Below are 24,823 nucleotides of genomic sequence, written 5' to 3'. Positions count from 1 at the left end.
ATAAAAGTGATTTTTTATAATTCTGTGGCTATGATTTTTACGCAGGAATCTGCTGACTTAAACAATGCAAAGTTCCGAAGCCCCAGATAAAATCGATGCAGCTAATACCGATTACTTCACGATCAGGGAAACATTCTGCTAAGATATTTAAAGCAACACGATCATTACTATCATTAAATGTTGGCACTAAAACACAATTATTCAAAATCAAGAAATTTGCATAACTCGCTGGTAAGCGTAAATCCTCAAAACCAACACGTTTAGGCATTGGCAATGCTACAATTACAGGAGATTTTCCATTTTCTAATTTTGCATTCTGAAGGCGTTTCAAATTATCTTGCAAAGGCTTGTAGTTTGAATCGTTTTTATCTGTTTCAACAATCGTTACAATCGTATCTTCATTTACAAATCGGCATAAATCGTCGATGTGACCGTGAGTATCGTCGCCTTCAATTCCGTCTCCTAACCAAATTACATTTGTAACACCAAGATATTCTTTAAAAACTGCTTCATAATCTTCTTTGGTAAAATCAGCATTTCTTACCTGAATTGTTGGGTGCATCAAACACTCTTCAGAAGTCAGTAAAGTTCCTTTTCCGTTTACGTCAATCGCTCCGCCTTCTACAATTACAGGTTTTCCTTTGTACATTACTTGAGTTAAAGGAACATCAATAAAATCGGCTACTTTACCAGGAACAAATTTATCTAACTGATAATTTTTATATTTTGCCCAGCCATTAAAATTAAAATTCAAAGCTTCTCTATTCGAACCATTTTTTACAATAATTGGACCTGAGTCGCGCATCCAACTTCTGTTGGTTTTATGAATAATATAAGAAACGTTTTCAAGGTTTACACGAGCTCTTTCAAGCATATCAGCTACTTTTTCTTTTAGTTTTTCATCAGCAACGACTAAAAAAACAGTTTCAAAATTCGCCACTTTTTTAATAAACTCTACAAAAGCCCATTGAACAGCTTCATATTTTCCTGGCCAATCGTTGCCATTATGCGGAAAACACAATACAATTCCTTGCTGTTTTTCCCACTCTGCTGGAAATCTTCTATTATTTGTTGACATAAATACGTTCTAATTTAGAAAATGCAAAGATAAGCATTCGTTAGGATTTTAAAACAAACGAGTGAAAATCATATACAATTTCACAAAAAATATCCTGTAAAAATTAAGTTAAAGATTAAATAATACAGCCTTAATATTTAACACAGAGCTCAGAATTACTTTTGCGAAAACTAAAACTAACACATGAAAAATTTATCAATCCTCAAAAGCCCAACAAAAAGAAGCTTGTTGGTAGTAAGCAGCGAAGGAGACGGATCTGTTAAAATTTATCAGCCAGATTTAAAATAATTAATACTTTTTCAGGAAAGCAAAAGGGCAAAATGTAAATTTTGTCCTTTTTTTATGCTTTCTATTGTACTTATTTTAACGTATTTACACAATTATTAGCCAAAAGATGGGAATTATGTAAGCATATATACAACACATTCTAGAATTCGACCTCTAATTTTGCTCATGAGTTTAAAATAAAAACAATTTAATTTTTGATATCATGAAAAAGAAATTAGTATCAGTATCCTTATTATTATTATCATTTGCTGCAGGCGCTCAAAATATGGCTACCACTTCTACCAAACCTAACGTAGATCAAGAATACAACAAATGGTCGATCGAACTAAATGGCGGGGTTAACAAACCAACTAGAACAATGACTCCAGGTTATACTACAGAATCTGCAAACTTTTTTCACGGAGATTTAGGTGTAAGATATATGTTTAATCCAAAATTTGGGGTGAAATTAGACGTTGGTTACGATCAATTTAAAGAGAAAAAAGACACTCCAGATTTTGAAAGCCGTTATGTTAGAGCAAGTTTACAAGGGGTTGTTAACGTTGGACGTGCTTTAAACTTTGAAACTTGGACAAACACAATTGGTCTTTTGGCGCATGGAGGTTTTGGAGTTTCACAAATTAGTACTGAAACAGGATTTGGAGGACAAGATTATATGGCTCACGGAATTGCCGGTTTAACTGGACAAATCAAATTAAGCAATAGAGTGGCACTTACTGGAGATCTTACCGGAATTGTAAACGGAAGACAAAACTGGAACTTCGATGGAATGGGTAACACAACAACAGGTTCATTTGATGGTGTTTTACTTAATGCTTCTGTAGGTTTAACATTTTACCTTGGTAAAAATGAAAAACATGCTGACTGGGTTGGTGAAGAAGATAGAATTGGTGAATTGGAAAAAAGAGTGGATTTAATCGAAACTGGTCTTATCGATTCAGACAAAGACGGAGTTGCTGATTTATACGATTTAGAACCAAATTCTATTGCAGGTGTTGCAGTTAACACAAAAGGTCAATCTATTGATAATAATCAAAATGGTGTGCCAGATGAGTTAGAAAGCTATTTAGATAAAAATTACGAAAAGAAAGGCGCTGGAACAGCTACAAACAATACTGTTGAAGAGTTAATCAATGGTGGTTATGTAAACGTTTACTTCGACTTCAATTCGTCTAAACCAACAAACGCATCTTTATCAGGCGTAGATTTCTTAGTGAAATATTTGAAAAACAACCCTGGAAAATCGGCAGACATCATTGGTTATTCTGATGAAATCGGTAACTCAGACTACAACACTGAATTATCTAGAAAAAGAGCTGAGGCTGTTAAAAAAGTAGCAGTAAATGCAGGAATTGATGCATCAAGATTGAATGTAATTGCTAACGGAGAAGATACTTCTGTTAACAAAAATTCTAAAGAGGCACGTCAGATCGTGAGAAGAGTTACTTTCCAAGTGAAGTAATCTAATATAAATTGAAAAAAGGCGGTTTCAGAATCTGAAACCGCCTTTTTATTTAGCTTAAAAACAAAAAAGGACAAAATGTGAATTTTGTCCTTTTTCTATATTTCAGATAAATCTAATTATTTATCAATTGCTCTTTTTGTAATATCTCCAAAAGCATCAATTCTTCTGTCTCTGAAGAATGGCCAGTTTTGACGAACATTTTCTTGTAAATCTAAATCAACCTCAGCAATTAAGATTTCTTCTTTATCGTGAGAAGCTTGAGCTAAAATTTCTCCTTGTGGCCCAGCGATAAAAGAAGCTCCCCAGAACTGAATTCCTTCTGTTCCTTCAAGATATTTTTCTAAACCAATTCGGTTAGCTGCTGCTACGAAAACACCATTTGCTACAGCGTGACCTTTCATAACATTCATCCAAGCGCCATATTGGTTTTCTCCGTATTGCTCTTTTTCTTTAGGATGCCATCCAATTGCTGTTGGGTAAAACAAAACCTCAGCACCTTTAAGAGCCGTGATACGCGCTGCTTCTGGATACCATTGATCCCAACAGATTAAAGTTCCAACAGTTCCTTTTTTAGTTTCGATTGCTTGGAAACCTAAATCACCTGGCGTGAAATAGAATTTCTCATAGAAATGCGGATCGTCTGGAATATGCATTTTACGGTATAAACCAGCCTCAGTTCCATCAGCATCAATTATGTAAGCACTATTATGATAGATTCCAGCCATTCTTTTTTCGAAGAAGGGAACAATAATTACTACTCCTAATTCTTTTGCCAATTCGCTGAATGCAATAAATGAAGTGCTGTAAAGTGGTTCTGCTAATGCAAAATTGTCTACATCTTCACTTTGACAAAAATAATGACTGCTATATAATTCAGGAAGTAAGATTACCTCAGCACCTTGACTTGCAGCATCTCTTACCCAACTGATACATTTTTTAAGATTATTTTCGGCAACATCATTCAGATTTAACTGAATAACCGATATTTTATATTTTCTTTTCGCCATGACATAAAATTTAGAGTGCAAAAGTAATAAATTTTAAAGGAATGGCAAAGTTTGATTCTTATCTCTATGATACAAAAAAAGAGCTCAAAAGCTCTTTATAATTGACTGTAAGGATTACGATTCATTGAAAATATTTTTACAATGTAAATAACGTCGTTCTCTTCTCTGTATAATATTTTAAATTTTCTGACTAGAATTTTTCGATATTCAGGTTCAATATCATCTTTTTGATATTGCTCCGTAAAAACAATACTTTTAACCGCTGTAAAAATATCGTTTTTAACATTTTTAGCTCCGTCTAGAGACTTTTCTTTATAATAATTAAAAATTGTTTTTAATTGATTTTGGGCAGAAAGTGTCCAGATTATTTCAACTACTTTTCCCACTACCAATCTTCAGATTCTTTTTCTAAATCTTTCTGTGTTACCACTTTCCCATTTTTAATTTCAATTTCAGAATTTGCCAATCCAGATTTGTATTCAGATCTTGTAATTGGTTTTCCGTCAACTGAAAAAGCTACAATTTCTTCTTCTTGATAACTTTCAATAACTGCCTTAACCACTTTTAAAAGACGTTCATCTGCAGTATTTATATATTCCAAAATACTATCTCTTAACTCTAAAGCTCCCATATTCCTATTCTTTTATTATTCAAAGATAATCAATTTTAATTTTGAGTTTTTAGTTTATCTTTTTTTAAATCCGAAAAAAATAAATAAAAAACCATTTTACATTTGATTTAAAATCGCTGTAAAATGGTTTAGATTATACTATCGTAAAACAATTATTCGATAACTATTTTTTTAACCAAGAATTCAGTTTCTGATTTTTTGAATCTAATTTCGAAAGTTCCTTTTGACTGTGGTGAAAATGTATAAACGGTGTGCAACGCAGTTGGCGTTTGATTACCACAAGTTTCTGTAGGGTATTTTGCCTCTATCTGAAATCCGTTGTCTTTACCAATTGAGATGTCGCTAATTCTGTCAAATTCTCCACAAGCGTTATCAACTATAAAAGATATTTCAAAATTAACATCAACTCCAACTTTTCCTGTAGGAGATCCTGTAATAGCAGTAACATTTGCTGCTCTTGAAATGGTTTTAGTCGTTTCTTTACTGTTATCGTCGCTACTGCATGCTACTAAAGAAACAGCTAAAAAAAGCACTGCCAAAACTGATTGTATTCTAAAAATTTTCATATAAGTTTAATTAAGTTCTATTATGTAGATGGCGCTAAATTACAAAGGTTGCTTGAAATAATGCAAAATAATTTAAAGCTGGCGTAAAAAAAACTATAAGAAAGCTCCGTATCGGCCAATGTTTCTTATAAAAACAAAACTTTCAGCCTTAGCCCCGATAGAAACGGCATCCTTTTGTGGTGGGGTTCACCACAAAAGATAAAGTGGATAGCGGGATTAAACTTGAACTGAAAATGTTTGCTTTTGCTACAAAAAAAAACACCAATCTTTCGACTGGTGTTCTTCATATTTTAAAAGCAAAAATTAAACTGCCTTTTCTTTCTTTTTGAATATTTTTTTGAAAAGATTTACAATTATCAAAACGATAACCCCTAAAACTAATCCAATTACAAATTCTTTGATAATTGACGGAAGGTTTATTTGAGGCACATAATGATGAAAAAATGGAATGTAATGCACAAAAATTCCTCCTGCAACTAAAAGCAAAGCGATGGTTCCAATTACAGTTAAGCCTTTGATTACCAACGGAAGTGCTTTTACTAACAAATTTCCGATAAATCTTGACGGGCTATTTTCATTCTTGCTAAATTTTATAAGTTTATAGCCTGCTTCGTCCATTCTCACAATAAGCGCTACAATTCCGTAAACTCCAATTGTTGCAACCAACGCGATTATAGAAGTTACTATTATCTGTTGTGTCAGTGGTTCTTCAATTACAGTTCCTAATGCTATAATTACTATTTCTACAGATAAAATAAAATCGGTTATGATCGCTGATTTTATTTTTCCTTTTTCCATTTCTAATATTTGCTCTTCAGTAAACACTTCATCGGTAATTCCTTCCGGGTGATCGTGTTTATGAGGGAAAATATATTCATAAATTTTTTCGGCTCCTTCATAAGCTAGGAAAAGTCCGCCTAGAACAAGGATTACGATTATAGCAACTGGCAAAAATGCACTTAGCAAAAATGCGATTGGAAGAATAATTATTTTGTTTAATAACGAACCTTTACTGATTGCCCACAAAACAGGCAACTCTCTTGATGAAGCAAATCCTGAAGCTTTTTCGGCATTTACCGCTAAATCGTCGCCCAAGATTCCGGCTGTTTTTTTTGCAGCAACTTTACTCATTACTGCAACATCATCCATAATTGCTGCGATATCGTCTAATAGAGCGAAAAAACCTGAACCCATTTTTTTATTTTTTTTAGTGATGCGAATCTAGACATTTTGCCTTAATCTGCCCAATAATATCGTATCAAAATTTGTGTTTTTTATTCGTAATTTTCTGTAATGTCGCTCTTAGCTGCATTGACCTAAAAGAACCCACAAAATGATAAAAACTATAATTGTCCCAAAACAGCCTCCACCTAATTTTTTTGCGCCATATCCTGCCAGTAATCCTCTAAATATATTGTTCATGATTTTAAATTTTAATTAATAATTTGCTGATTTTTATAAATTTAAAATTGATTCTTTTTTGAGAATATTTTGTTATATGAATTAAAAAAAAAGTTTCAGAATTTTGGGCAAAAAAAAAAAGCACCAGTTAAAAACTGATGCTTTTTAAGATTAACAAAATGAAAAAAAAATTAATTAGCTGTCTGGTTTCTAAAAACCAACTTGCCATCGAAAGCATCTAATAAAATGATGCTGTCTGTTGTTATGTTTCCTGCCAGAATTTCTTTTGACAATTGATTTAAAACTTCTCTTTGTACGACACGTTTTACAGGTCTTGCTCCAAATTGAGGATCATATCCTTTGTCTGACAAGTAAGCAATCGCTTCTGGAGTTGCATCCATTGTAATGCCTTGCTGTGCTAGCATTTTGGTAACGCCTTTTAATTGCAAGCCTACGATTCTCGAAATATTATCTATTGTAAGCGGCGTAAACATTACGATTTCGTCTATACGGTTGATAAACTCTGGACGAACAGTTTGTTTCAATAATCCTAAAACTTCGTTTTTAGCTGCTTCTGTAGCTGCTTCCACTCCGCCTTTCAGATTTTCGAATTTCTCCTGAATAATCTGGCTTCCCATATTAGACGTCATGATAATGATCGTGTTTTTGAAATCAGCCAAACGACCTTTGTTGTCCGTTAAACGCCCTTCGTCCAAAACTTGCAATAAAATATTGAAAGTATCAGGATGCGCTTTTTCTATCTCGTCCAACAAAATCACAGAATAAGGTTTTCTACGAACCGCTTCAGTCAATTGCCCACCTTCATCGTAACCTACATATCCTGGAGGCGCTCCCACTAAACGGCTCACACTGTGGCGTTCTTGGTATTCGCTCATATCGATACGTGTCATTGCATTTTCATCATCAAAAAGATATTCTGCTAGCGCTTTCGCTAATTCGGTTTTACCAACTCCAGTTGTTCCTAAGAATAAAAATGTTCCAACAGGTTTTTTCATATCCTGCAAACCGGCACGGCTTCTACGAACTGCATCACTCACTGCTTCTATCGCTTCCTCCTGACCTACAACACGTTTGTGCAATTCGTCTTCCAAATGCAATAGTTTTTCTCTTTCTGTTTGAAGCATTTTTGTAACCGGAATTCCTGTCCATTTTGCTACAACTTCTGCAATATCTTCTCTGGTAACTTCTTCTTTAATTAAAGAATTTCCAGATTGGAATTCTTGTAATTGTTTTTGCAAATTTTCCTGACGTTCCTGTGCTTCTTTTATTTTTCCGTAACGAATTTCGGCTACTTTTCCGTAATCGCCTTCACGTTCTGCACGTTCTGCTTCGTATTTGAAGTCTTCGATTTCATGTTTTACAGCCTGAATTCCGTCAACAATATCTTTTTCAGATTTCCATTTTGCGAAGATTTCGTTGCGCTCTTCTTTCAGATTGGCCAATTCCATACCTAAAATTTTAAGCTTGCTTTCTTCTTTTTCACGTTTAATGGCTTCTATCTCAATTTCCAACTGCATGATTTTACGATCCAAAACATCTAATTCTTCAGGTTTTGAATTGATTTCCATACGCAATTTAGAAGCCGCTTCGTCCATTAAGTCGATCGCTTTATCTGGCAAAAAACGATTGGTGATATATCTTTGCGAAAGCTCAACTGCAGCAATAATGGCTTCGTCTTTAATCTGAACTTTATGATGCGTTTCATATTTTTCTTTGATTCCGCGAAGAATAGAAATCGCACTTTCGGTGTCTGGCTCATCAATCAGAATTTTTTGGAAACGTCTTTCAAGTGCTTTGTCTTTTTCAAAATATTTTTGATATTCATCTAAAGTTGTAGCACCAATTGCTCTCAATTCTCCACGAGCCAAAGCTGGTTTCAAGATGTTGGCCGCGTCCATTGCACCTTCACCTCCACCCGCTCCTACAAGCGTATGAATCTCATCGATAAACAAAACAATATCACCTTCTGCAGCTGTAACTTCTTTTACAACCGATTTTAAACGTTCCTCAAATTCTCCTTTGTATTTCGCTCCAGCGATCAAAGCTCCCATATCTAATGAGAAAACGATCTTCTCTTTTAAGTTTTCTGGAACGTCACCGTCAACAATTCTATGTGCTAAACCTTCTGCGATAGCCGTTTTACCAACTCCAGGTTCACCAATAAGCATTGGGTTGTTTTTGGTTCTACGAGTTAAGATTTGCAATACACGACGAATTTCTTCATCACGGCCAATAACCGGATCTAGTTTTCCTGTACGTGCTAATTCGTTTAGATTTTTAGCGTATTTATTCAACGAATTATAAGTTTCTTCAGCTGAAGCCGAAGTTACTCTTTCGCCTTTGCGTAATTCTTCAATCGCCGCTTTAAGACCTTTTCCTGTTACGCCTTGATCTTTTAAAATCTGAGAAACTCGGCTTTTCGAGTCAAAAATGGCTAAGATTAAATGCTCGATCGAAACATATTCGTCGTTCATTTTGTGTGCAATAATTTCTGCTTCGTTCAAAGTTTTATTTGCATCTCTTGAAAGCATAATTTCGCCACCTGAAACTTTTGGAAAACTCTGAATTGTACTATCTAAAATTTGCAAAAACAATGGTACGTTTACATTTAATTTTTTCAAAATAAACGGTGCTACGTTTTCATCAACTTCAAAAATAGCTTTGAAAATGTGTTCATTTTCAATTTGCTGTTGGCCATTGCGCTGTGCTAATTGCTGCGACAACTGAATGGCTTCTTGCGATTTAATAGTAAACTTATTTATATTCATTTTTTTATGATTTTGATTTATTTAACTGTTTAATTTTATAAGATTAAAGTTACGGTTTATTGAGGCAATTTTTTGACCCAAATAATTTAACTTTGCATTGAAATAGACAAATTATATTCCATAGTGAAAAAACAGACAAAATGACGGTTAAAATCAGGTTTTCCAATTTTAACACGTCAAAAAGTCATAAAACAAGTCAAATATGAGTTTTTTTAATTCAATCTTCGGAAGTTCAGAGAACTCAGAAGCTCCAAAAAGTAAAGTAAACTGGACAGAATTAACAGATATCCTTCAATTAATAGAAATCGAAGCTATTTCTAATGAAAAACCAGTTGTTATTTTTAAACACAGCACAAGATGCAGCATTAGCCGTATGGCTTTAAAACAATTTGAAAGAGATTATGATCTTGAGAATGTTGTAGATGCGTACTTTTTAGACTTGATAGCACACAGAGATATTTCGAACGAAATTGCAAGCAAATTTGGAGTTTATCACGAATCTCCTCAATTGATTTTAATCAAAAACGGAAAAGCCATTTATGATGTTTCACACAGTGATATTGATGCTGAAGCGTTGAAAAGCAAAATCTAATTTTGAATTATGAGTTATGAATTATAAATTATTAGTTAATTACTCAATTTAAATTACAACGAAATTTAAAACCTAGAAAGCCTGAAATTACATGTGTATAATTTCAGGCTTTTTCTTTTTATTTATTTGAATTCAAATCAACTCATAACTCATAATTTATAATTCATAACTCATAACTCATAATTAAACTTAAAAGCTTCCATCAGAGCCTCCTCCACTGAAACCTCCACCTCCAAAATCCATTGGAGAAGCTTGTGGTTTTACTTCTGGCTTCATTCCGAAAGTTGAAGCTACAACCAAAGCTTCTGCATTTAAAAGTGTATCTGAATGATTGATTCTATCTGGTTTGAAGGTTAAACCGCTTTCTTTTTCTTTTAATTTTTTAATTGAAAAAAAAGCAATTGCAAATAAAACTACTCCGCCAAGCGTAAGCGCGACTTCTAAAGGCAAAACGGAATGATAGAATCGAATGGTATAAATTGAAAATCCGATAGCTAAAAAACTAATCCAAAGCATTAATCTGTCTTTTGTTTTTAAAGCATAAACTAAATAACCTACTGGAACTATAAAAGTAAATGCATAAAAGAAAAAAGCAAACGGAATATCTGTTCCTGGTTTTACTTCTACTCCTAAAAGTTCTGCAGAAAGCTCTCTAACAACCAAATAATTACAAGAAAGATAAAATAAAATCAAACAAAAACTATTCGCCAACAGTAATCCATTATAATAGTAACTTTTCTTTAAATTATTGATTAGCTTCTTCGTGAAAAAGTAAAAGATTCCAGCAAAAATGATCGCTGTAAATGGCAGAATGGCTTTTCCGATATCTCCGAATTCAAACATTCCGTAAAACAAAAAAGCGCTTGTTGAAAGGCAAAAAACGAGCATTGACAAAACATGCAAATACCTTAAAAAGATAAATAATGAGGCAATTGAAACAAATGCAGCAATGACCATTTCGTAGCCTTCTGTTGTAATTCCAATGGCAAATCCAACATTCAAAAGTGTTCCTAAGATAAAAGCATCATCGAGTCCGTGATTGCGGAAATCTTGTGAGGCTAAAAATTCTACTCCAACAAATCCGACTACGGCAAAAATATAACAGCAGATTTCAAAAAATATGCTCTCGCTACTTAATCCTAACAAGGAAATTGCTCCGCAAATGGAACCGAACAAAAAAGAGCCCAGCAAAAAGAATCCGATTCTAACCAAAATATTGCTTTGGCTTTTTAAATCTGGCAATTCTTTCTCAATAAACTTTTTTTGTTCTTTACTAATAAAACCTCCTTTGTACAATGTGCCTGCTTCGTCAATTAAAGCTTCATTGTCTAACATTTTTTTATCGTACGCTATCATTCTGAAATTACTTTATGGAAGTTTTTAATTAGTTTAATAAAAATTACAATTGAACCAATGAAATATGCAGGCAATAAGAAAACGAATAATTCCCAAATATCTGAGAAATTAAAGTTTTCAAAAATTTTAACCAAGAATATATTAGCGCCGATATAACCATAAACAATCATAAATACGTAAAGCGACATTGCTTTGTAATCGTAACTTGCTTTATGAAAATAATAAGTTGAGCCCACTAAAATCAAAGTAAACGGTATCCAAGTAATTACATCATAGCTAGTCATATTTGCAATTGAAGCAATACTGGCAATGTGCAATGCAAAAGTTAGAAAAATCAGTCCAAAATGTGTTTTTAGAGAAATTTTACGGCTGTAAATTACCCATAAAACCAACAATGCACCAAGAACAACGGCCGAATAACTCAGATTCTGACTAGCATAAAAATCGTTATTACTTAACAAATCTTGGGGTGTAACCGAAAGTCCGATGTACGCTGCTAAACCAGTAATTGCAATTGTTAAAACACTTCTGTTATCAAAATAATACGCACAAAAGAAACTCACAATTGTCGGAACTAAAGTTGCCAATCCATAATGTTCTCCAAAAGGTTTATATTGAAACTGAAGATATCCAATAAAAATACAAGTCAGAATATTTCCTGCTAAAACAAGATATTCCAAAACAGGATGCTCAAAAGTGGTTTCTTCTTTCTGAAAACCTTTAGAGTGTTTAAAACAATAAAAAAAGCAAACCGCAATCACAATCAAAAGCAATGATAGTATCGCAATATGCCCTATTGAATCGATATTTTCGTAAATCAAAATTCCGATTCCAGACGTAAATAATAGCACTGAGAGATAAAGAAAAAGCTTTAATTCCGCGTTTAGCGAAAAAATATTTAAGCTTCGATACGTTTTAACTTCATCAAACTGATTTTCAGTAATTAAACCTTTTTCAAATAGATTGAGACTAGATTGTTCGTTAAATTTTTTCATTTTATTTTATAAACTGGTAAATCAAATATATGTATTTAGCATGAATTTTCTCCTTTTCACAATTAAAACCTTCAAACTTCATAAAAAACATCTCAATTAACCCTTGCTAAAATTAGTATAAAACCAACATTTAAAATTCATTAAACCAAAACTTTATGGATAAAAATTTGCTAAATTAATTTGTAATTATTTTTATTCTTTTACATTTGTGCAATCGATTACATTAACTATTCAAACCACAAAAAACCACATTTTAAATGAAAACAAAACTTATTTTATTGGCATTGCTTCTGCCTTGCTCCTTTCTATTTGCACAAAATTACTTTTTGACTGCTCCAGAAGGATTTGGAGCTTCAGCTACTGGAGGCGGAAATACAGCTCCTGTAACTGTAACCACCCTTTCAGATTTAACTGCTAAATTAAAATTGACAACTCCGCAAGTTATCTTAGTTTCAGGAATCATAAATTGTACGTATACAAGCCTACAAGTCAACGACAAAACAATTATTGGTCTTCCAGGAGCGCGATTGGTGAATCTAGATCAAACTGCAGCAGGTTCAGGAATTTTAAGTTTAAAACCAGGGTCTAACAATATTATTATCAGAAACTTAATTTTTGAAGGACCCGGAGCGTATGATGTTGACGGACGCGATAATCTAACTTCTGAAGCAACAAATATTTGGGTTGATCATTGTGAATTCCAAGACGGAATGGATGGCAATTTTGACAATAAAGGCGCTGCAGATAACGTAACAGTTTCTTGGTGCAAATTTACTTATTTAAAAGCACCAAAAGCTGGAGGTTCTGGCGGAGCCGATGATCATCGCTTTTCTGATTTAGTTGGTTCTTCTAAAACCGATGCTCCTTCTGATGGTCACTACAGTATCACTTTCAAAAATTGCTATTGGGCAGAAGGTTGCAAAGAAAGAATGCCAAGAGCTAGAAATGCTGAACTTCATATTTTAAACTGCTATTATAACACTTCTGTTTCTGGTTCGCTAGCCATTGGTTTAGGCGGAGGAAATTACAATACAACTTGCTATGTTGAAGGAACTAATTTTGCTAACATTGGGACTGCTTTTAAAAGCTACGTAAGCACAGATGGCGGAAAAATCGGAATTACTTTTACAGATTGTTTAAATGCACCAGCAAACTCAGGAACTACAGTAACAAAACCTTCTTATATTTACAGCGTTCTTGCAATTCCAAATGTTGCGGGCTTTGTTTCGAACCCAAATTGTGGTGCTGGAGCAACGCTACAAGTTACAGCTCAAGGCACTATTTCTACAAGTTGCACTAATTTAGGATTAAACGACAATGTCAAGAATAATCTAGAATTAAAATACTATCCATCAGTTATTAATCGTCTTTTAAATATTGATTTTTCAAGTTCGGATAATGGTTTAGCTGAAGTAGATTTATTTTCTTCAAATGGATCAAAAGTATATTCGAATTCCAAAAATATTACTCCAGATGAAAAACTAGAATTAAATGTTGGAAATCTTGCGAAAGGCATTTACATCTGTAAAGTTCAAATCGAAAACCGAAGCAAAACTTTCAAACTCGTAAAAAACTAAATTTACTCCATAAAAAAGGTCATTGATTTTTTCAATGACCTTTTTTTATCTTCTACAATTTACATTTCACATCTCACAAGAGATTAGAAAGCAGCTTTCATTTTATCTTTAATTGCATCTAGGCATAAATTATTGATACTTCCCTCGTGCGTATGTTTGGTTTCTTTTGGAGATTTATACGTTCCTGCTTCTAATTGTTCAGCAACGGCTTTGTAAGCATCTCTAAACGGCATTCCTGCAACCACCATTTCATTTAAAGTATCAACTGTAAACAAATAATCATACTTTTTATCTTCTAAAATATGATCTTTTACGGTGATGTCTTTAATTGAAAAAATAGCAATATCCAAACAAGCTTTTAAGTTTTGAATCGCTGGAAACAAACCTTCTTTTAAAAGCTGTAAATCTCTGTGATAACCACTTGGAAGGTTATTTGTAATTAAAGTGATTTCGTAAGGAAGTGCCTGAATCTTGTTGCATTTTCCTCTGATTAATTCGAAAACATCTGGATTTTTCTTGTGCGGCATAATACTTGAACCTGTTGTAAGATGCGCCGGAAGACCAATAAAATCGAAGTTCTGACTCATATACAAACAAACGTCCATTGCGAATTTTGACAATGTTCCCGCAACGCTTGTCATCGCAAAAGCAACAGTTTTTTCTGCCTTTCCACGGCTCATTTGCGCTGCAACGGCATTGTATTTCAAAGTTTCGAAACCTAATTCCTGTGTTGTAAATGTTCTGTTGATTGGAAATGAACTTCCATATCCAGCAGCAGAACCCAACGGATTCTGATCTACAATTTTTGAAGCGGCATTCAACATTGTAATGTCATCAATCAAACTTTCCGCGTAAGCAGAAAACCACATTCCGAATGACGATGGCATTGCGATTTGCAAATGCGTATAACCTGGCAACAATACATTTTGATGTTTTTCTGCTGATTCCATCAACAAATCAAAAAGTGTTTTTACCTGTTCTTTTATAGCTTTTAATTCGTCTTTTAAATACAAATGAACATCTACTAAAACCTGATCGTTACGAGAACGCGCTGTGTGGATTTTCTTTCCTGCATCGCCCAATTTTACCGTTAACAAATATTCGATTTTAGAGTGAACATCTTCAAAACTGTCTTCGATTTCGAAATTTCCAACTACGATATCAGCGATAATTTCGTTCAAAGCATCAACCAAAGAAGTTGTTTCTTCTGAAGTCAACAAACCAATTTGTCCCAACATTTTGGCGTGCGCAATTGAACCTAAAGCATCGTATTTTGCTAAAACCAAATCTAATTCACGGTCGTTTCCAACTGTAAATTGTTCGATTTGTTTATCTGTTGGTATTCCTTTTTCCCAAAGTTTCATAGTTCTATTTTTTTTCGCCACGAATTCACGAATTATTTTTGATAATCTTTGCGATTATTTTTTTCGAATTAATTCGAATTAATATTTCGTCTAGATAGTAAAAAAATAATTCGTGAATTCGTCGCGGTTTTTTTTTCTTATAATTTAAAGAAATCAGTTAGTATTTTAATATACAAATCGACTCCTTCTACAATTTCGTTTACAAAAATAAATTCGTCTGCTGAATGCGAACGTAATGTTTCTCCTGGCCCAAGTTTTAAAGACTGACAGCTTAAAACGGACTGATCTGAAAGTGTTGGAGAGCCATAAGTTGTTCTTCCTAAAGCAATTCCAGCTTGTACTAAACCATGTTCGTGTGGAATAGATGAAGCATTTAAGTGCATTGATCTTGGCGTAACTTCAGCGTTTACATTTGCCTTTACTACTTCTAAAATTTCAGCATTTGAATAGCAATCGGTTACACGAATATCGACAACCAAATCACATTCTGATGGAACTACATTATGTTGTTTCCCTGCATTAATCTGCGTCACGGTCATTTTAACCGGACCTAAAACCTCTGAGATTTTGTCGAATTTATAGTTTTTAAACCATTCCATTACCGGAATTGATTTATATAAAGCGTTATCATCGTTTTGATGCGCGGCGTGACTTGCTGTTCCTTTTACTTTTACGTCTAAAACCAACAAACCTTTCTCAGCCACAGCTAATTGCATTAAAGTTGGTTCTCCAACAATTGCGCAATCTAATTCTGGTAAATGTTTTAAAACGCTGTTTAAACCATTTTTTCCGCTGCTTTCTTCTTCGGCGGAAGCCACAATCACCAAATTATGTGATAAATTTTGATTTTCGTAAAAATGCACAAATGTCGCCAAAAGCGAAACTAAACATCCTCCAGCATCATTACTTCCTAAACCGAATAATTTGCCGTCTTTTTCAATCGCTTTAAATGGATCGTTGGTGTAAGCCTGATTTGGCCTTACGGTATCGTGATGTGAGTTTAATAAAAGTGTTGGTTTGTTTTCGTCGAAATATTTGTTGAAAGCCCACACATTGTTGTTTTCTCTTTTGAAAGGAATCTCATTCTGATTGAACCAATTTTCTATTAAAAGAGCCGTTTGATCTTCTTCGCTTGAAAATGAAGGCGTTTCAATAAGGCTTTTTAATAAACTAATTGCTTCCTGGGTAAGCGTATCTATATTTTTCATTTTATTAAGGTTCAAAGGCTCAAAGGGACAAAGCAACAAAGTTTTTAAGTGCTTTCCAATGACCATTTTTACTTGCGCAAATTTATTTAAAATACCTTGTGCACTCTATTTTTTTGCCACCAATTACGCGAATTTTCGCAAATTACTTTTTTGTCACAGATTTAAAATCAAAATAATCTTTTTAATCTGTAGCTAAAATTATTTTCTATTTTTAACAGACGAATTAGTGTCAATTTTTGACCCGAGCGACAGCGAACAGGCGAAGCAAATTCGTGGCGACATATTTTATAACGTAATCGTTGTATGCAAAATATCTGAATTTTGAAGCATTTTGTGATGCCCAATTTTGATTTTCTGCACACCTCTTGATAAACTATTGAAACAGTTATCCAATTTCGGAATCATTCCAGAATGGATTACTTTTTCTTCTTTTAGTTTATTATATAATACTTCGTTGATTTCTGTAATTACAGATGAATCGTCTTCTGAATCCATCAAAACACCTTGTTTTTCAAAACAGTACGTCAGCGTAACATCAAAAACTTCAGACAATGCGATTGACAATTCACTTGCGATAGTATCAGCGTTTGTGTTTAATAATTGACCGTTTTTATCGTGCGTGATTGCGCAAAAAACAGGAACAATTCCAGCTTCTAATAAAGTTGCCAATAATTTAGTGTTCACTTGCTTTACATCGCCTACAAATCCGTAATCAATTGTTGGGTGGTTTCTTTTTGTTGACTGAATTAAATTTCCGTCAGCTCCAGAAAAACCAACTGCATTGTTGTCTTTCGCCTGCAAATGTGCCACAATATGTTTGTTGATCTGACCTGCATAAATCATTACCACAACATCTAACATTGGAGCGTCTGTAATTCGACGTCCGTCAATCATTTGCGGAACCAAACCAATACTCTGCGCCATTTTCGTAGCCGATTTTCCACCACCGTGAACTAAAACTTTATGTCCTTCGATTTTAGAAAAATCAGTTAAAAATTGTTCTAATTCTGCTGGATTGTCAATGATGTTTCCACCAATTTTGATTACTGAGACTTGCATATTTATTAGGTTCAAAGTAACAAAGTGACAAAGGAACAAAGGCTTTACTCAAGGTTATTAAACCTCTGTTCCTTTGTCACTTTGTTACTTTGTAACTTAAATTTACAATTTTTTCAAAATCTTCTGCAACACCAATTGCGCAGAATATGTTCTATTATTTGCCTGTTCAATTACAATTGAATTTTCTCCATCTAAAACTTCATCAGTCACAATTACATTGCGACGAACTGGGAGACAGTGCATGAATTTTCCGTTATTCGTTAATGCCATTTTTTCAGCTGTAACAGTCCAATTTGGATCACTGTTCGTTACTTTTCCATAATCATTAAAATTACTCCAGTTTTTTACGTAAACGAAATCAGCGTTTTCGAAAGCTTTATCTTGATCGTATTCAATTACGCAGTCTTTTGTAATTTCTGGGCTAAGTTCATAACCTTCTGGATGTGTGATTACAAAATCCATATCTTTTTGCATTTGCATCATTTCTACAAATGAATTAGCAACTGCCTGCGGTAACGCTTTTGGATGTGGTGCCCAAGAAAGCACTACTTTTTGTTTGTCTTTATGTCTAGGTTTGAATTCTTCCATTGTAATCGCATCTGCTAAAGATTGTAATGGGTGACGCACAGCACTTTCCATGTTTACGATTGGCACTGTAGCATATTTCTGGAATCCAGAAATTACAGTTTCCGCATAATCTTTTTCTTTATCAACTAAACCTGCAAAAGCACGAATTGCAATAATATCACAATACTGTGAAACTACTTCTGCTGCTTCTTTAATGTGCTCTGAAGCACCAGAATTCATTACCGCTCCGTCTTCAAATTCAAGAGTCCATCCTTCGTTAGTAAAATTCATTACCATAACGTTCATTCCTAAGTTCATAGCTGCTTTTTGAGTACTCAAACGCGTTCTTAAACTCGGATTGAAAAATAGCATTCCTAAAGTTTTGTTTTTTCCTAAACTTTGATTTTTAAGCGGATTCTTTTTGATTTTGATCGCTTGGTTTACCCATTTTGATAATGAGTTGATTTCTTTTATTGAGATATAGTTCATATTTTTAATTAATTAGATAATGTGATAATTCGATGATTAGACAATTCTGACATTATCTAATTTTCTAATTGCCTCATTATATTATTTTTGTAAATGGAATTTCGTCTTTTAATGCTTTTAAAATAAAATTATCATTTAATCCATTTACAATCCAAGTTTCTATGTTGGCTGCTTTTGAAATTGCGGCCGCTTCAATTTTCGATTGCATCCCTCCTGTTCCGTGTGATGATTTTGAATCTCCAATTTCTTTTTCGAGTGATTTTAAATCATTTACCAATTTAATTGTTTCTGGAACTTCATTTTGAAAGGTTTCTTTCGTATAAATGCCGTTTGTATTAGTTGCAATTATCAGAATATCAACATTTAAAAGAACCGCTGTTAAAGCCGCTAGTTTATCATTATCTCCAAACCGAATCTCATCTGTCGCCACAGTATCATTTTCATTGATGATCGGAATGTAATTGTTTTTAACCAATACATTAATCGTATTTACAATATTCTTTTTGGTCTGCTCTTTTTCAAAATCAGAATAAGAAAGCAAACACTGCGAAGTATTTAATCCTAAATCCTTAAAATTTTCATTGTAAATCCGCATTAAATGAGGCTGTCCGATAGATGCTAAAGCCTGTTTTACAAAAACATCTTTATCTTGATTATCCAGCTTTACAAATTGCTTTGCCGCAGCAATTGCTCCAGAACTTACGATAATAAATTCATATTCGTCGTTTAAAGCCGCAATCTGAATACCAAGATCTTCAATCTTTCCCCGCGAAATATGATTAGTTTCTTTGGTTAAAGTATTACTTCCTATTTTTAATAAAATTCTCTTTTTAGTCATTTTAATAAGATGCTAAGGTTCTGAGATATTAAGATTCTAAGTCTTTTTCTCAAAGTAAAAATTTTCTAATTATCTAATTGACAAATTATCTCAATTATCGAATTTGTCCTTCTCCGTACACATACCATTTATTGGTTACCAAATGCTGTAAACCAATTGGTCCTCTTTGATGCAGTTTATCAGTGCTTATTGCTAATTCTCCGCCTAAGCCAAATTGTCCGCCGTCTGTGAATCTCGTTGATGCATTTTGGTAAACCGCTGCTGCATCTATCGATTCCATAAATTGTTGTGCCGCATCATTATCTTTTGTAATAATTACTGCCGAATGTCCTCCGCAATATTGATTAATCATTTCAATTGCATTTTCCTGAGAATCAATTGTTCCGATTACGATTTTGTAATCTAAAAATTCTTCGTACCAAATATCTTCATTTTGAAGCATTTTTGTTCCTTCAAAATTTTCTAAAGATTTATCGACAATAATTTCAACATTTGATTCGTCTAAAGCTTCGATCAGCATTGCCGTAAACCCTTCAAAATTAGGTAATTTAGAATCAATTATAACTTTATCAACTGCATTACAAGCCGAAATTTTAGCCGTTTTAGCGTTTAAAATTACTTTTAAAGCCAAATCAGTATCAGCATCTTCATGAACGTAAACAAAATTATTTCCTCTTCCGCTTACAATTACCGGGCAAGTTGCGTGCGCTTTTACAAACTCAATTAATTTTTCTCCTCCTCTTGGAACAATCAAATCTACTTTTTGAGTTGGTTTTTCTAAAAATGTCTGGGTTTCAGTTCTGTTATAATTCAGATATTCTACCCAATCTTTTGAAACTCCGTTTTCCTCTAAAGCTTTATGCCAAAGACTTACAATCTTTAAATTTGATTTTAAGGATTCTTTTCCGCCTTTTAATAAAATCTTATTTCCGGATTTGAAAGCAATTCCGCCAGCTTCAATTGTAACATCTGGACGAGATTCGTAAATAATTAAAATAGTTCCGAAAGCTGCGGTTTTATTTATGACTTTAATTCCATTATCATGCGTAAAATGAAAACGCTCAATGCCGATGGGATCTTCCTGTGAAGCTAACTGATTTAATGATAAAATCATTTCATCAACTTTTTTATCATCTACTTTCAGGCGTTCTTCCATCGCTAAATCTGAACCGTCGTAATCGCTCAAATCTTCCTGATTGGTCAAGATTATCTGATTCCGCTCCTGTTCGACCAGCTTTGCCATAGTCCGCAAAACCGCATTGCGTATTTCAATTGATAATGGTTTCATAGTTTCTTGTGGTTGGTTGTTTTTGGATGTATTAAAATCTAATCTGTGTTGATAAATATAAATCTGCAATTAAAACCCCGTAATAGAATAAAATATTTGCAACTACCCACACTTTTCTCTTTATACTATTGTCTGACGAAAAATAAATTTTCAAAATCTGATTTACTAATATGATAACAGAAGCTAATACAATAACAAAATACACAAAAAATAATATCAAATTCATTAGTTCCAAGTATTTCCAAACAACAAAAAGATTTTGGAAATTCGCAATTATAACAGCCCATAAAACTATAAACAAGTATCCAATTGATTGATACTTAAGAAATGATTCTGAGACTAAAAAATCCTTTTTCATTTTATTTAATTTTGAATTCAGAAACAAATTTTTCAGATTCATTTTCTTTCTTTTTATAAGTAAAAATCAAAGAATCGTAACATTTACAGCCTATTTCTTTCTGAATCAAAGGTGCGTACTTCTTAATTTTTGCTTTAACAAAAGAATCATTTTGTATTTCAGAAATTTCAATCTTAAAATTATCCAAGGAATCTAACTCTTCATTTTCACAATCTCTGAAATACCACAATTTCGCTTTATTATCATATGTATCAATCACTACACCATCTTCATATTGATTGATCTCATTTTTCATTCCTTCCAAAATTTTTTCAAGCTGTTCAGATGGAATGTATTCTGGAGCTCTTCTCATTCCCCACGCAAATGGATTAAGGAAAAGAAACATTGGCAATAAGACACTTATTACCAATATAACTCCTAAAACATTTTTAAGAATCTTCATTAATTCTTAAGCTCCTCCAAACTTTCTTTTAAAGCTTTTACAAACGTATCGATATCTGCTTTTTTCACAGTTAAAGGCGGTAAAATTCTCAATAGATTTTTATTGTTCGCGCTTCCTGTAAAAATGTGTTTTTCGATAATTAATTTCTTTCTTAAAGCTGCAACATCAAAATCAAACTCAACGCCTAGCATTAAGCCTTTTCCTTTTACTTGTTTGATTCCCTCAACTTCTTTGATTTTCTCTAAGAAATATTCGTAAACTTCATTTACATTCTTTTGTAAATCAAGCTTTTCAATTACATCTAAAACTGCAATTCCTGCTGCGCAAGACAAGTGGCTTCCGCCGAAAGTAGTTCCTAATAATCCGAAACTTGCTTCGAATTTTGGAGAAATCAAAATCGCTCCAACTGGAAAACCATTCCCCATTCCTTTTGCAACTGAAATAATATCAGCGTTGATTCCGTGATGTTGGAAAGCGAAGAATTTCCCGCTTCTTCCGTATCCTGATTGTACTTCATCTAAGATTAAAACCACATCGTGTTTTTTACATGCTTTTTCTAAAGCTTGAAAAAACTCGGTTGTTCCTTGATCTAAACCTCCAACTCCTTGAATTCCTTCGATAATTACAGCTGTAACATCTCCTTTTGCTAATTCAGCTTCAACCAATTCGATTTGGTTTAAAGGTAAAAACGTTACTTCTTGTTGAGCATTTATTGGCGCAACAATCTTTTTATTATCTGTAACTGCAACTGCAGCAGAAGTTCTTCCGTGGAAAGAATTATGAAATGCCACAACTCTTGATTTTCCGTTATGGAAAGAAGCTAATTTTAAAGCATTTTCGTTTGCTTCAGCACCAGAACTGCATAAAAACAATTCATAATCTTCTAATCCTGAAAGCTTTCCTAATTTCTGCGCCAATTCAACCTGCAAAGGATTTTGAATTGCATTCGAATAAAAACCTAAATTATCTAATTGATTTTTAAGTTTTACTACATAATCCGGCTGTGTGTGTCCGATAGAAATCACACCATGTCCGCTGTATAAATCTAAATATTCTACTCCTTTGTCATCGATGATTGTACAATCAATTGCTTTTACTGGAGTGATATCGTATAATGGGTAAACGTTGAATAAGTTCATGTTTTTTGTTTATTTTGTTTCAGGTTTCATGTTTCAAGTTATCTGCAAAACGCGCAACTTGAAACTTTAAACTTGAAACTAGTTTATGTTTCTTTTATCATATTTCAGATTACGCATAAAACGTGAAACCTGAAACTTTAAACTTGAAACTAAAAAATTAAAATCCGCTTGGTTTCAAATGTAAACCTGTGGTTTCTTCTAATCCGAACATTAAATTCATGTTTTGAATTGCTTGTCCTGAAGCACCTTTGGTTAAGTTATCTATAATTGATGTTATTAAAACCCGGTTTCCTTTTTTCAATAAACTAATGATACATTTGTTCGTTTGAACCACTTGTTTCATGTTGATGTTGGTTGTTGTAACCGTTACGAAAGGCTCATTTTTATAGAACTCTTCGTATTTTTCAACCAATTGCTCCAAACTGTCATCACATACTGTGTAAAGCGTTGCGAAAATTCCTCTTGGGAAATCTCCTCTGTTTGGAATAAAAAGCAATTCACTGTCAAAATCATCCTGAAGTTGCACTAGACTTTCTGAAATTTCACCTAAATGCTGGTGTTCAAAAGCTTTGTAATGTGAAAAATTATTGTTTCTCCAGCTGAAGTGAGAAGTTTCTGAAAGACTTACTCCTGCTCCTGTGCTTCCTGTTGTTGCATTAATATGAACATCATTATTCAACAAATTGTGTTCTGCTAATGGCAATAAAGCCAACTGAATAGCAGTTGCAAAACAACCTGGATTAGCAATATAATTTGCTTTTTTAATTTCCGCTTTATTGATTTCAGGCAATCCGTAAACGAAATCTTTTCCTTCGAAATGAGCATCTTTATTCAATCTAAAATCGTTCCCTAAATCAATGATTTTAGTATGACTTGCAAACTGATTTTCTTTCAAAAATGAAATCGATTTTCCATGACCTAAACACAAGAAAACAACATTCACATTTGGATTGATTTCAGCTGTGAAATTCATTTCAATATCGCCCATCAAATCGTGGTGCGCTACAGAAAGCGGTTTTCCAGCGTTTGTTGTACTGTAAACAAAATCGATGTTTACATTGGGGTGATACATTAATATTCTGATGAGTTCTCCAGCTGTATAGCCTGAACCACCAATAATTCCGACATTAATCATGCTCTAAATGATTTACTGATGAAAATATATTTTGTGCGTTTCCTAAAATCTTAATAAATCCTTTTGCATCTTCTGATGTCCAAGCATTGTTCATTTCGCCGTACTGACCGAAACCAGTATTCATCAAATCATTTTTAGATTCGATTCCGTCAAGCGAAAAATGATATGGTTTTAAAGAAACTGTAACCGTTCCATTTACTGTTTTTTGAGTGTCTTGCAAGAAAGTTTCGATGTTTCTCATTACAGGATCTAAAAACTGACCTTCGTGAAATAACATTCCGTACCAGTTTCCTAACTGCTCTTTCCAGTATTGCTGCCATTTTCCTAAAGTATGTTTCTCTAATAAATGGTGCGCTTTAATGATGATTAATGGTGCAGCAGCTTCAAAACCAACTCTTCCTTTAATTCCGATAATAGTATCCCCAACGTGAATATCTCTACCAATTGCATAAGCATTTGCCAGTTTTTCAAGTTTTACAATATTTTTTTCTGGAACATCTTTTTTGCCATTTAAGGCAACTAATTCTCCTTGTTCAAAATGAAGCGTTACTTTTTCCTCACCCTCTTTTTGCAATTGCGAAGGATAAGCTTCACTTGGCAACGGCTGTCCTGAAGTTAAAGTTTCTTTACCTCCAACACTTGTTCCCCAAAGTCCTTTATTGATAGAATATTGTGCCTTTTCCCAAGAATAGCTTACACCATTTTTTTGAAGGTATTCTACTTCTTCTTGTCTTGAAAGTTTTAAATCTCTAATTGGTGTAATAATTTCGATTTCTGGAGCAATAGTTTGGAAAATCAAATCGAAACGAATTTGGTCATTTCCTGCACCAGTACTTCCGTGTGCAATTGCATTTGCTCCAACTTTTTTAGCATATTTAATTGCTTCAATAGCTTGAAAAACACGTTCTGCACTTACTGATAATGGATAAGTATTGTTTTTTAATACATTTCCGAAGATCAAATATTTTATAGCTTTATCATAATATTTGTCTACGATCGAAAGGTTTGCGTGTTGTGCACTTCCTAACTCGTAAGCTCTTTTTTCAATGGCTGATAATTCTTCTTCGTCGAATCCTCCTGTATCAACAAGAACAGTGTGAACTTCGTATCCTTTTTCATTTTTTAAATATTTCAAACAATACGAGGTATCTAATCCTCCGCTATAAGCTAATACTACTTTTTTCATTTTTT

22 protein-coding genes are annotated in these 24,823 nt (G+C 33.5%); 3 read left to right on the top strand and 19 right to left on the bottom strand.

Features of this window, described 5'->3' with window-relative positions; translation table 11 throughout:
* Positions 1 to 37: 37 nt before the first annotated feature.
* Positions 38 to 1,078 (bottom strand): agmatine deiminase family protein, encoded by a 1,041-nt coding sequence (locus QLQ96_RS14485; RefSeq protein WP_482491319.1) that lies wholly within the window; start codon positions 1,076 to 1,078, stop codon positions 38 to 40.
* 490 nt (positions 1,079 to 1,568) lie between these two features.
* On the opposite strand from QLQ96_RS14485, the gene QLQ96_RS14480 reads away from it, so the two are divergent.
* Complete coding sequence (locus QLQ96_RS14480; RefSeq protein WP_482491318.1) at positions 1,569 to 2,828, top strand: OmpA family protein; 1,260 nt, start codon at positions 1,569 to 1,571, stop codon at positions 2,826 to 2,828.
* Positions 2,829 to 2,947: 119 nt separating this feature from the next.
* On the opposite strand, the gene QLQ96_RS14475 is transcribed toward QLQ96_RS14480, so the two are convergent.
* The 6 genes from QLQ96_RS14475 to clpB all read right to left on the bottom strand — a co-directional run bounded on the left by QLQ96_RS14475 (position 2,948) and on the right by clpB (position 9,225).
* Positions 2,948 to 3,838, bottom strand: a complete 891-nt coding sequence (locus QLQ96_RS14475; protein WP_482491317.1) for a carbon-nitrogen hydrolase — start codon at positions 3,836 to 3,838, stop codon at positions 2,948 to 2,950.
* A 95-nt stretch (positions 3,839 to 3,933) separates the two neighbouring features.
* Positions 3,934 to 4,224: a type II toxin-antitoxin system RelE/ParE family toxin gene (locus tag QLQ96_RS14470; RefSeq protein ID WP_482491316.1), complete on the bottom strand. Its 291-nt coding sequence runs from the start codon at positions 4,222 to 4,224 to the stop codon at positions 3,934 to 3,936.
* The gene (locus QLQ96_RS14465) at positions 4,224 to 4,469 is read right to left on the bottom strand and encodes a hypothetical protein (RefSeq protein ID WP_482491315.1); all 246 of its coding nucleotides are present in this window, start codon (positions 4,467 to 4,469) and stop codon (positions 4,224 to 4,226) included. Before QLQ96_RS14465 ends, QLQ96_RS14470 begins: the two co-directional genes overlap by 1 nt.
* Before the next feature lie 152 nt (positions 4,470 to 4,621).
* On the bottom strand, positions 4,622 to 5,035 hold the full coding sequence (locus QLQ96_RS14460; RefSeq protein ID WP_482491314.1) for a hypothetical protein: 414 nt from the start codon (positions 5,033 to 5,035) through the stop codon (positions 4,622 to 4,624).
* A 303-nt stretch (positions 5,036 to 5,338) separates the two neighbouring features.
* Entirely contained in the window at positions 5,339 to 6,229 is an 891-nt protein-coding gene (locus tag QLQ96_RS14455; protein WP_482491313.1) for a DUF808 domain-containing protein, read from the bottom strand.
* A gap of 398 nt (positions 6,230 to 6,627) precedes the next feature.
* Positions 6,628 to 9,225 carry an ATP-dependent chaperone ClpB gene (gene clpB, locus QLQ96_RS14450; RefSeq protein WP_482491312.1) on the bottom strand — a complete coding sequence of 866 codons (2,598 nt, stop codon included), beginning with the start codon at positions 9,223 to 9,225 and terminating at the stop codon, positions 6,628 to 6,630.
* 202 nt (positions 9,226 to 9,427) lie between these two features.
* Here clpB and ytxJ point away from each other — a divergent pair, with 202 nt between their 5' ends.
* Positions 9,428 to 9,817: a bacillithiol system redox-active protein YtxJ gene (gene ytxJ, locus QLQ96_RS14445; protein ID WP_482491311.1), complete on the top strand. Its 390-nt coding sequence runs from the start codon at positions 9,428 to 9,430 to the stop codon at positions 9,815 to 9,817.
* A gap of 189 nt (positions 9,818 to 10,006) precedes the next feature.
* Here ytxJ and QLQ96_RS14440 read toward each other — a convergent pair whose 3' ends face one another.
* Entirely contained in the window at positions 10,007 to 11,173 is a 1,167-nt protein-coding gene (locus QLQ96_RS14440) for a hypothetical protein (RefSeq protein ID WP_482491310.1), read from the bottom strand.
* Positions 11,170 to 12,168 (bottom strand): DUF2157 domain-containing protein, encoded by a 999-nt coding sequence (locus QLQ96_RS14435; protein ID WP_482491309.1) that lies wholly within the window; start codon positions 12,166 to 12,168, stop codon positions 11,170 to 11,172. Before QLQ96_RS14435 ends, QLQ96_RS14440 begins: the two co-directional genes overlap by 4 nt.
* A gap of 257 nt (positions 12,169 to 12,425) precedes the next feature.
* Here QLQ96_RS14435 and QLQ96_RS14430 point away from each other — a divergent pair, with 257 nt between their 5' ends.
* On the top strand, positions 12,426 to 13,745 hold the full coding sequence (locus QLQ96_RS14430) for a T9SS type A sorting domain-containing protein (RefSeq protein ID WP_482491308.1): 1,320 nt from the start codon (positions 12,426 to 12,428) through the stop codon (positions 13,743 to 13,745).
* Between the two features lie 83 nt (positions 13,746 to 13,828).
* Here QLQ96_RS14430 and argH read toward each other — a convergent pair whose 3' ends face one another.
* The 10 genes from argH to QLQ96_RS14380 form a co-directional block, all read right to left on the bottom strand.
* On the bottom strand, positions 13,829 to 15,109 hold the full coding sequence (gene argH, locus QLQ96_RS14425) for an argininosuccinate lyase (RefSeq protein ID WP_207296660.1): 1,281 nt from the start codon (positions 15,107 to 15,109) through the stop codon (positions 13,829 to 13,831).
* Positions 15,110 to 15,246: 137 nt separating this feature from the next.
* On the bottom strand, positions 15,247 to 16,317 hold the full coding sequence (locus QLQ96_RS14420) for a M20 family metallo-hydrolase (protein ID WP_482491307.1): 1,071 nt from the start codon (positions 16,315 to 16,317) through the stop codon (positions 15,247 to 15,249).
* 285 nt (positions 16,318 to 16,602) lie between these two features.
* Entirely contained in the window at positions 16,603 to 17,376 is a 774-nt protein-coding gene (gene argB / locus QLQ96_RS14415) for an acetylglutamate kinase (RefSeq protein WP_482491306.1), read from the bottom strand.
* Positions 17,377 to 17,478: 102 nt separating this feature from the next.
* Positions 17,479 to 18,432, bottom strand: coding sequence for an N-acetylornithine carbamoyltransferase (locus QLQ96_RS14410; protein ID WP_482491305.1), 954 nt, complete (start codon positions 18,430 to 18,432; stop codon positions 17,479 to 17,481).
* Between the two features lie 76 nt (positions 18,433 to 18,508).
* On the bottom strand, positions 18,509 to 19,270 hold the full coding sequence (gene proB, locus QLQ96_RS14405; protein ID WP_482491304.1) for a glutamate 5-kinase: 762 nt from the start codon (positions 19,268 to 19,270) through the stop codon (positions 18,509 to 18,511).
* Between the two features lie 94 nt (positions 19,271 to 19,364).
* Positions 19,365 to 20,558 carry a glutamate-5-semialdehyde dehydrogenase gene (locus QLQ96_RS14400; protein ID WP_482491303.1) on the bottom strand — a complete coding sequence of 398 codons (1,194 nt, stop codon included), beginning with the start codon at positions 20,556 to 20,558 and terminating at the stop codon, positions 19,365 to 19,367.
* A gap of 359 nt (positions 20,559 to 20,917) precedes the next feature.
* The gene (locus QLQ96_RS14395) at positions 20,918 to 21,358 is read right to left on the bottom strand and encodes a hypothetical protein (RefSeq protein WP_482491302.1); all 441 of its coding nucleotides are present in this window, start codon (positions 21,356 to 21,358) and stop codon (positions 20,918 to 20,920) included.
* On the bottom strand, positions 21,358 to 22,497 hold the full coding sequence (locus QLQ96_RS14390) for an aspartate aminotransferase family protein (RefSeq protein WP_482491301.1): 1,140 nt from the start codon (positions 22,495 to 22,497) through the stop codon (positions 21,358 to 21,360). The genes QLQ96_RS14395 and QLQ96_RS14390 overlap by 1 nt, the downstream gene beginning before the upstream one ends.
* A gap of 157 nt (positions 22,498 to 22,654) precedes the next feature.
* A complete protein-coding gene (gene argC, locus QLQ96_RS14385) occupies positions 22,655 to 23,632 on the bottom strand; it encodes an N-acetyl-gamma-glutamyl-phosphate reductase (protein WP_482491300.1) in 978 nt (325 codons plus the stop codon).
* Complete coding sequence (locus QLQ96_RS14380; protein WP_482491299.1) at positions 23,625 to 24,818, bottom strand: argininosuccinate synthase; 1,194 nt, start codon at positions 24,816 to 24,818, stop codon at positions 23,625 to 23,627. Before QLQ96_RS14380 ends, argC begins: the two co-directional genes overlap by 8 nt.
* Between the last annotated feature and the right edge of the window lie 5 nt (positions 24,819 to 24,823).

The sequence above is a fragment of the Flavobacterium sp. B167r genome, assembly GCF_056824315.1.
The sequence above is the reverse complement of the archived record's forward strand: the minus strand, read 5'-3'. Positions and strand labels throughout refer to the sequence as shown.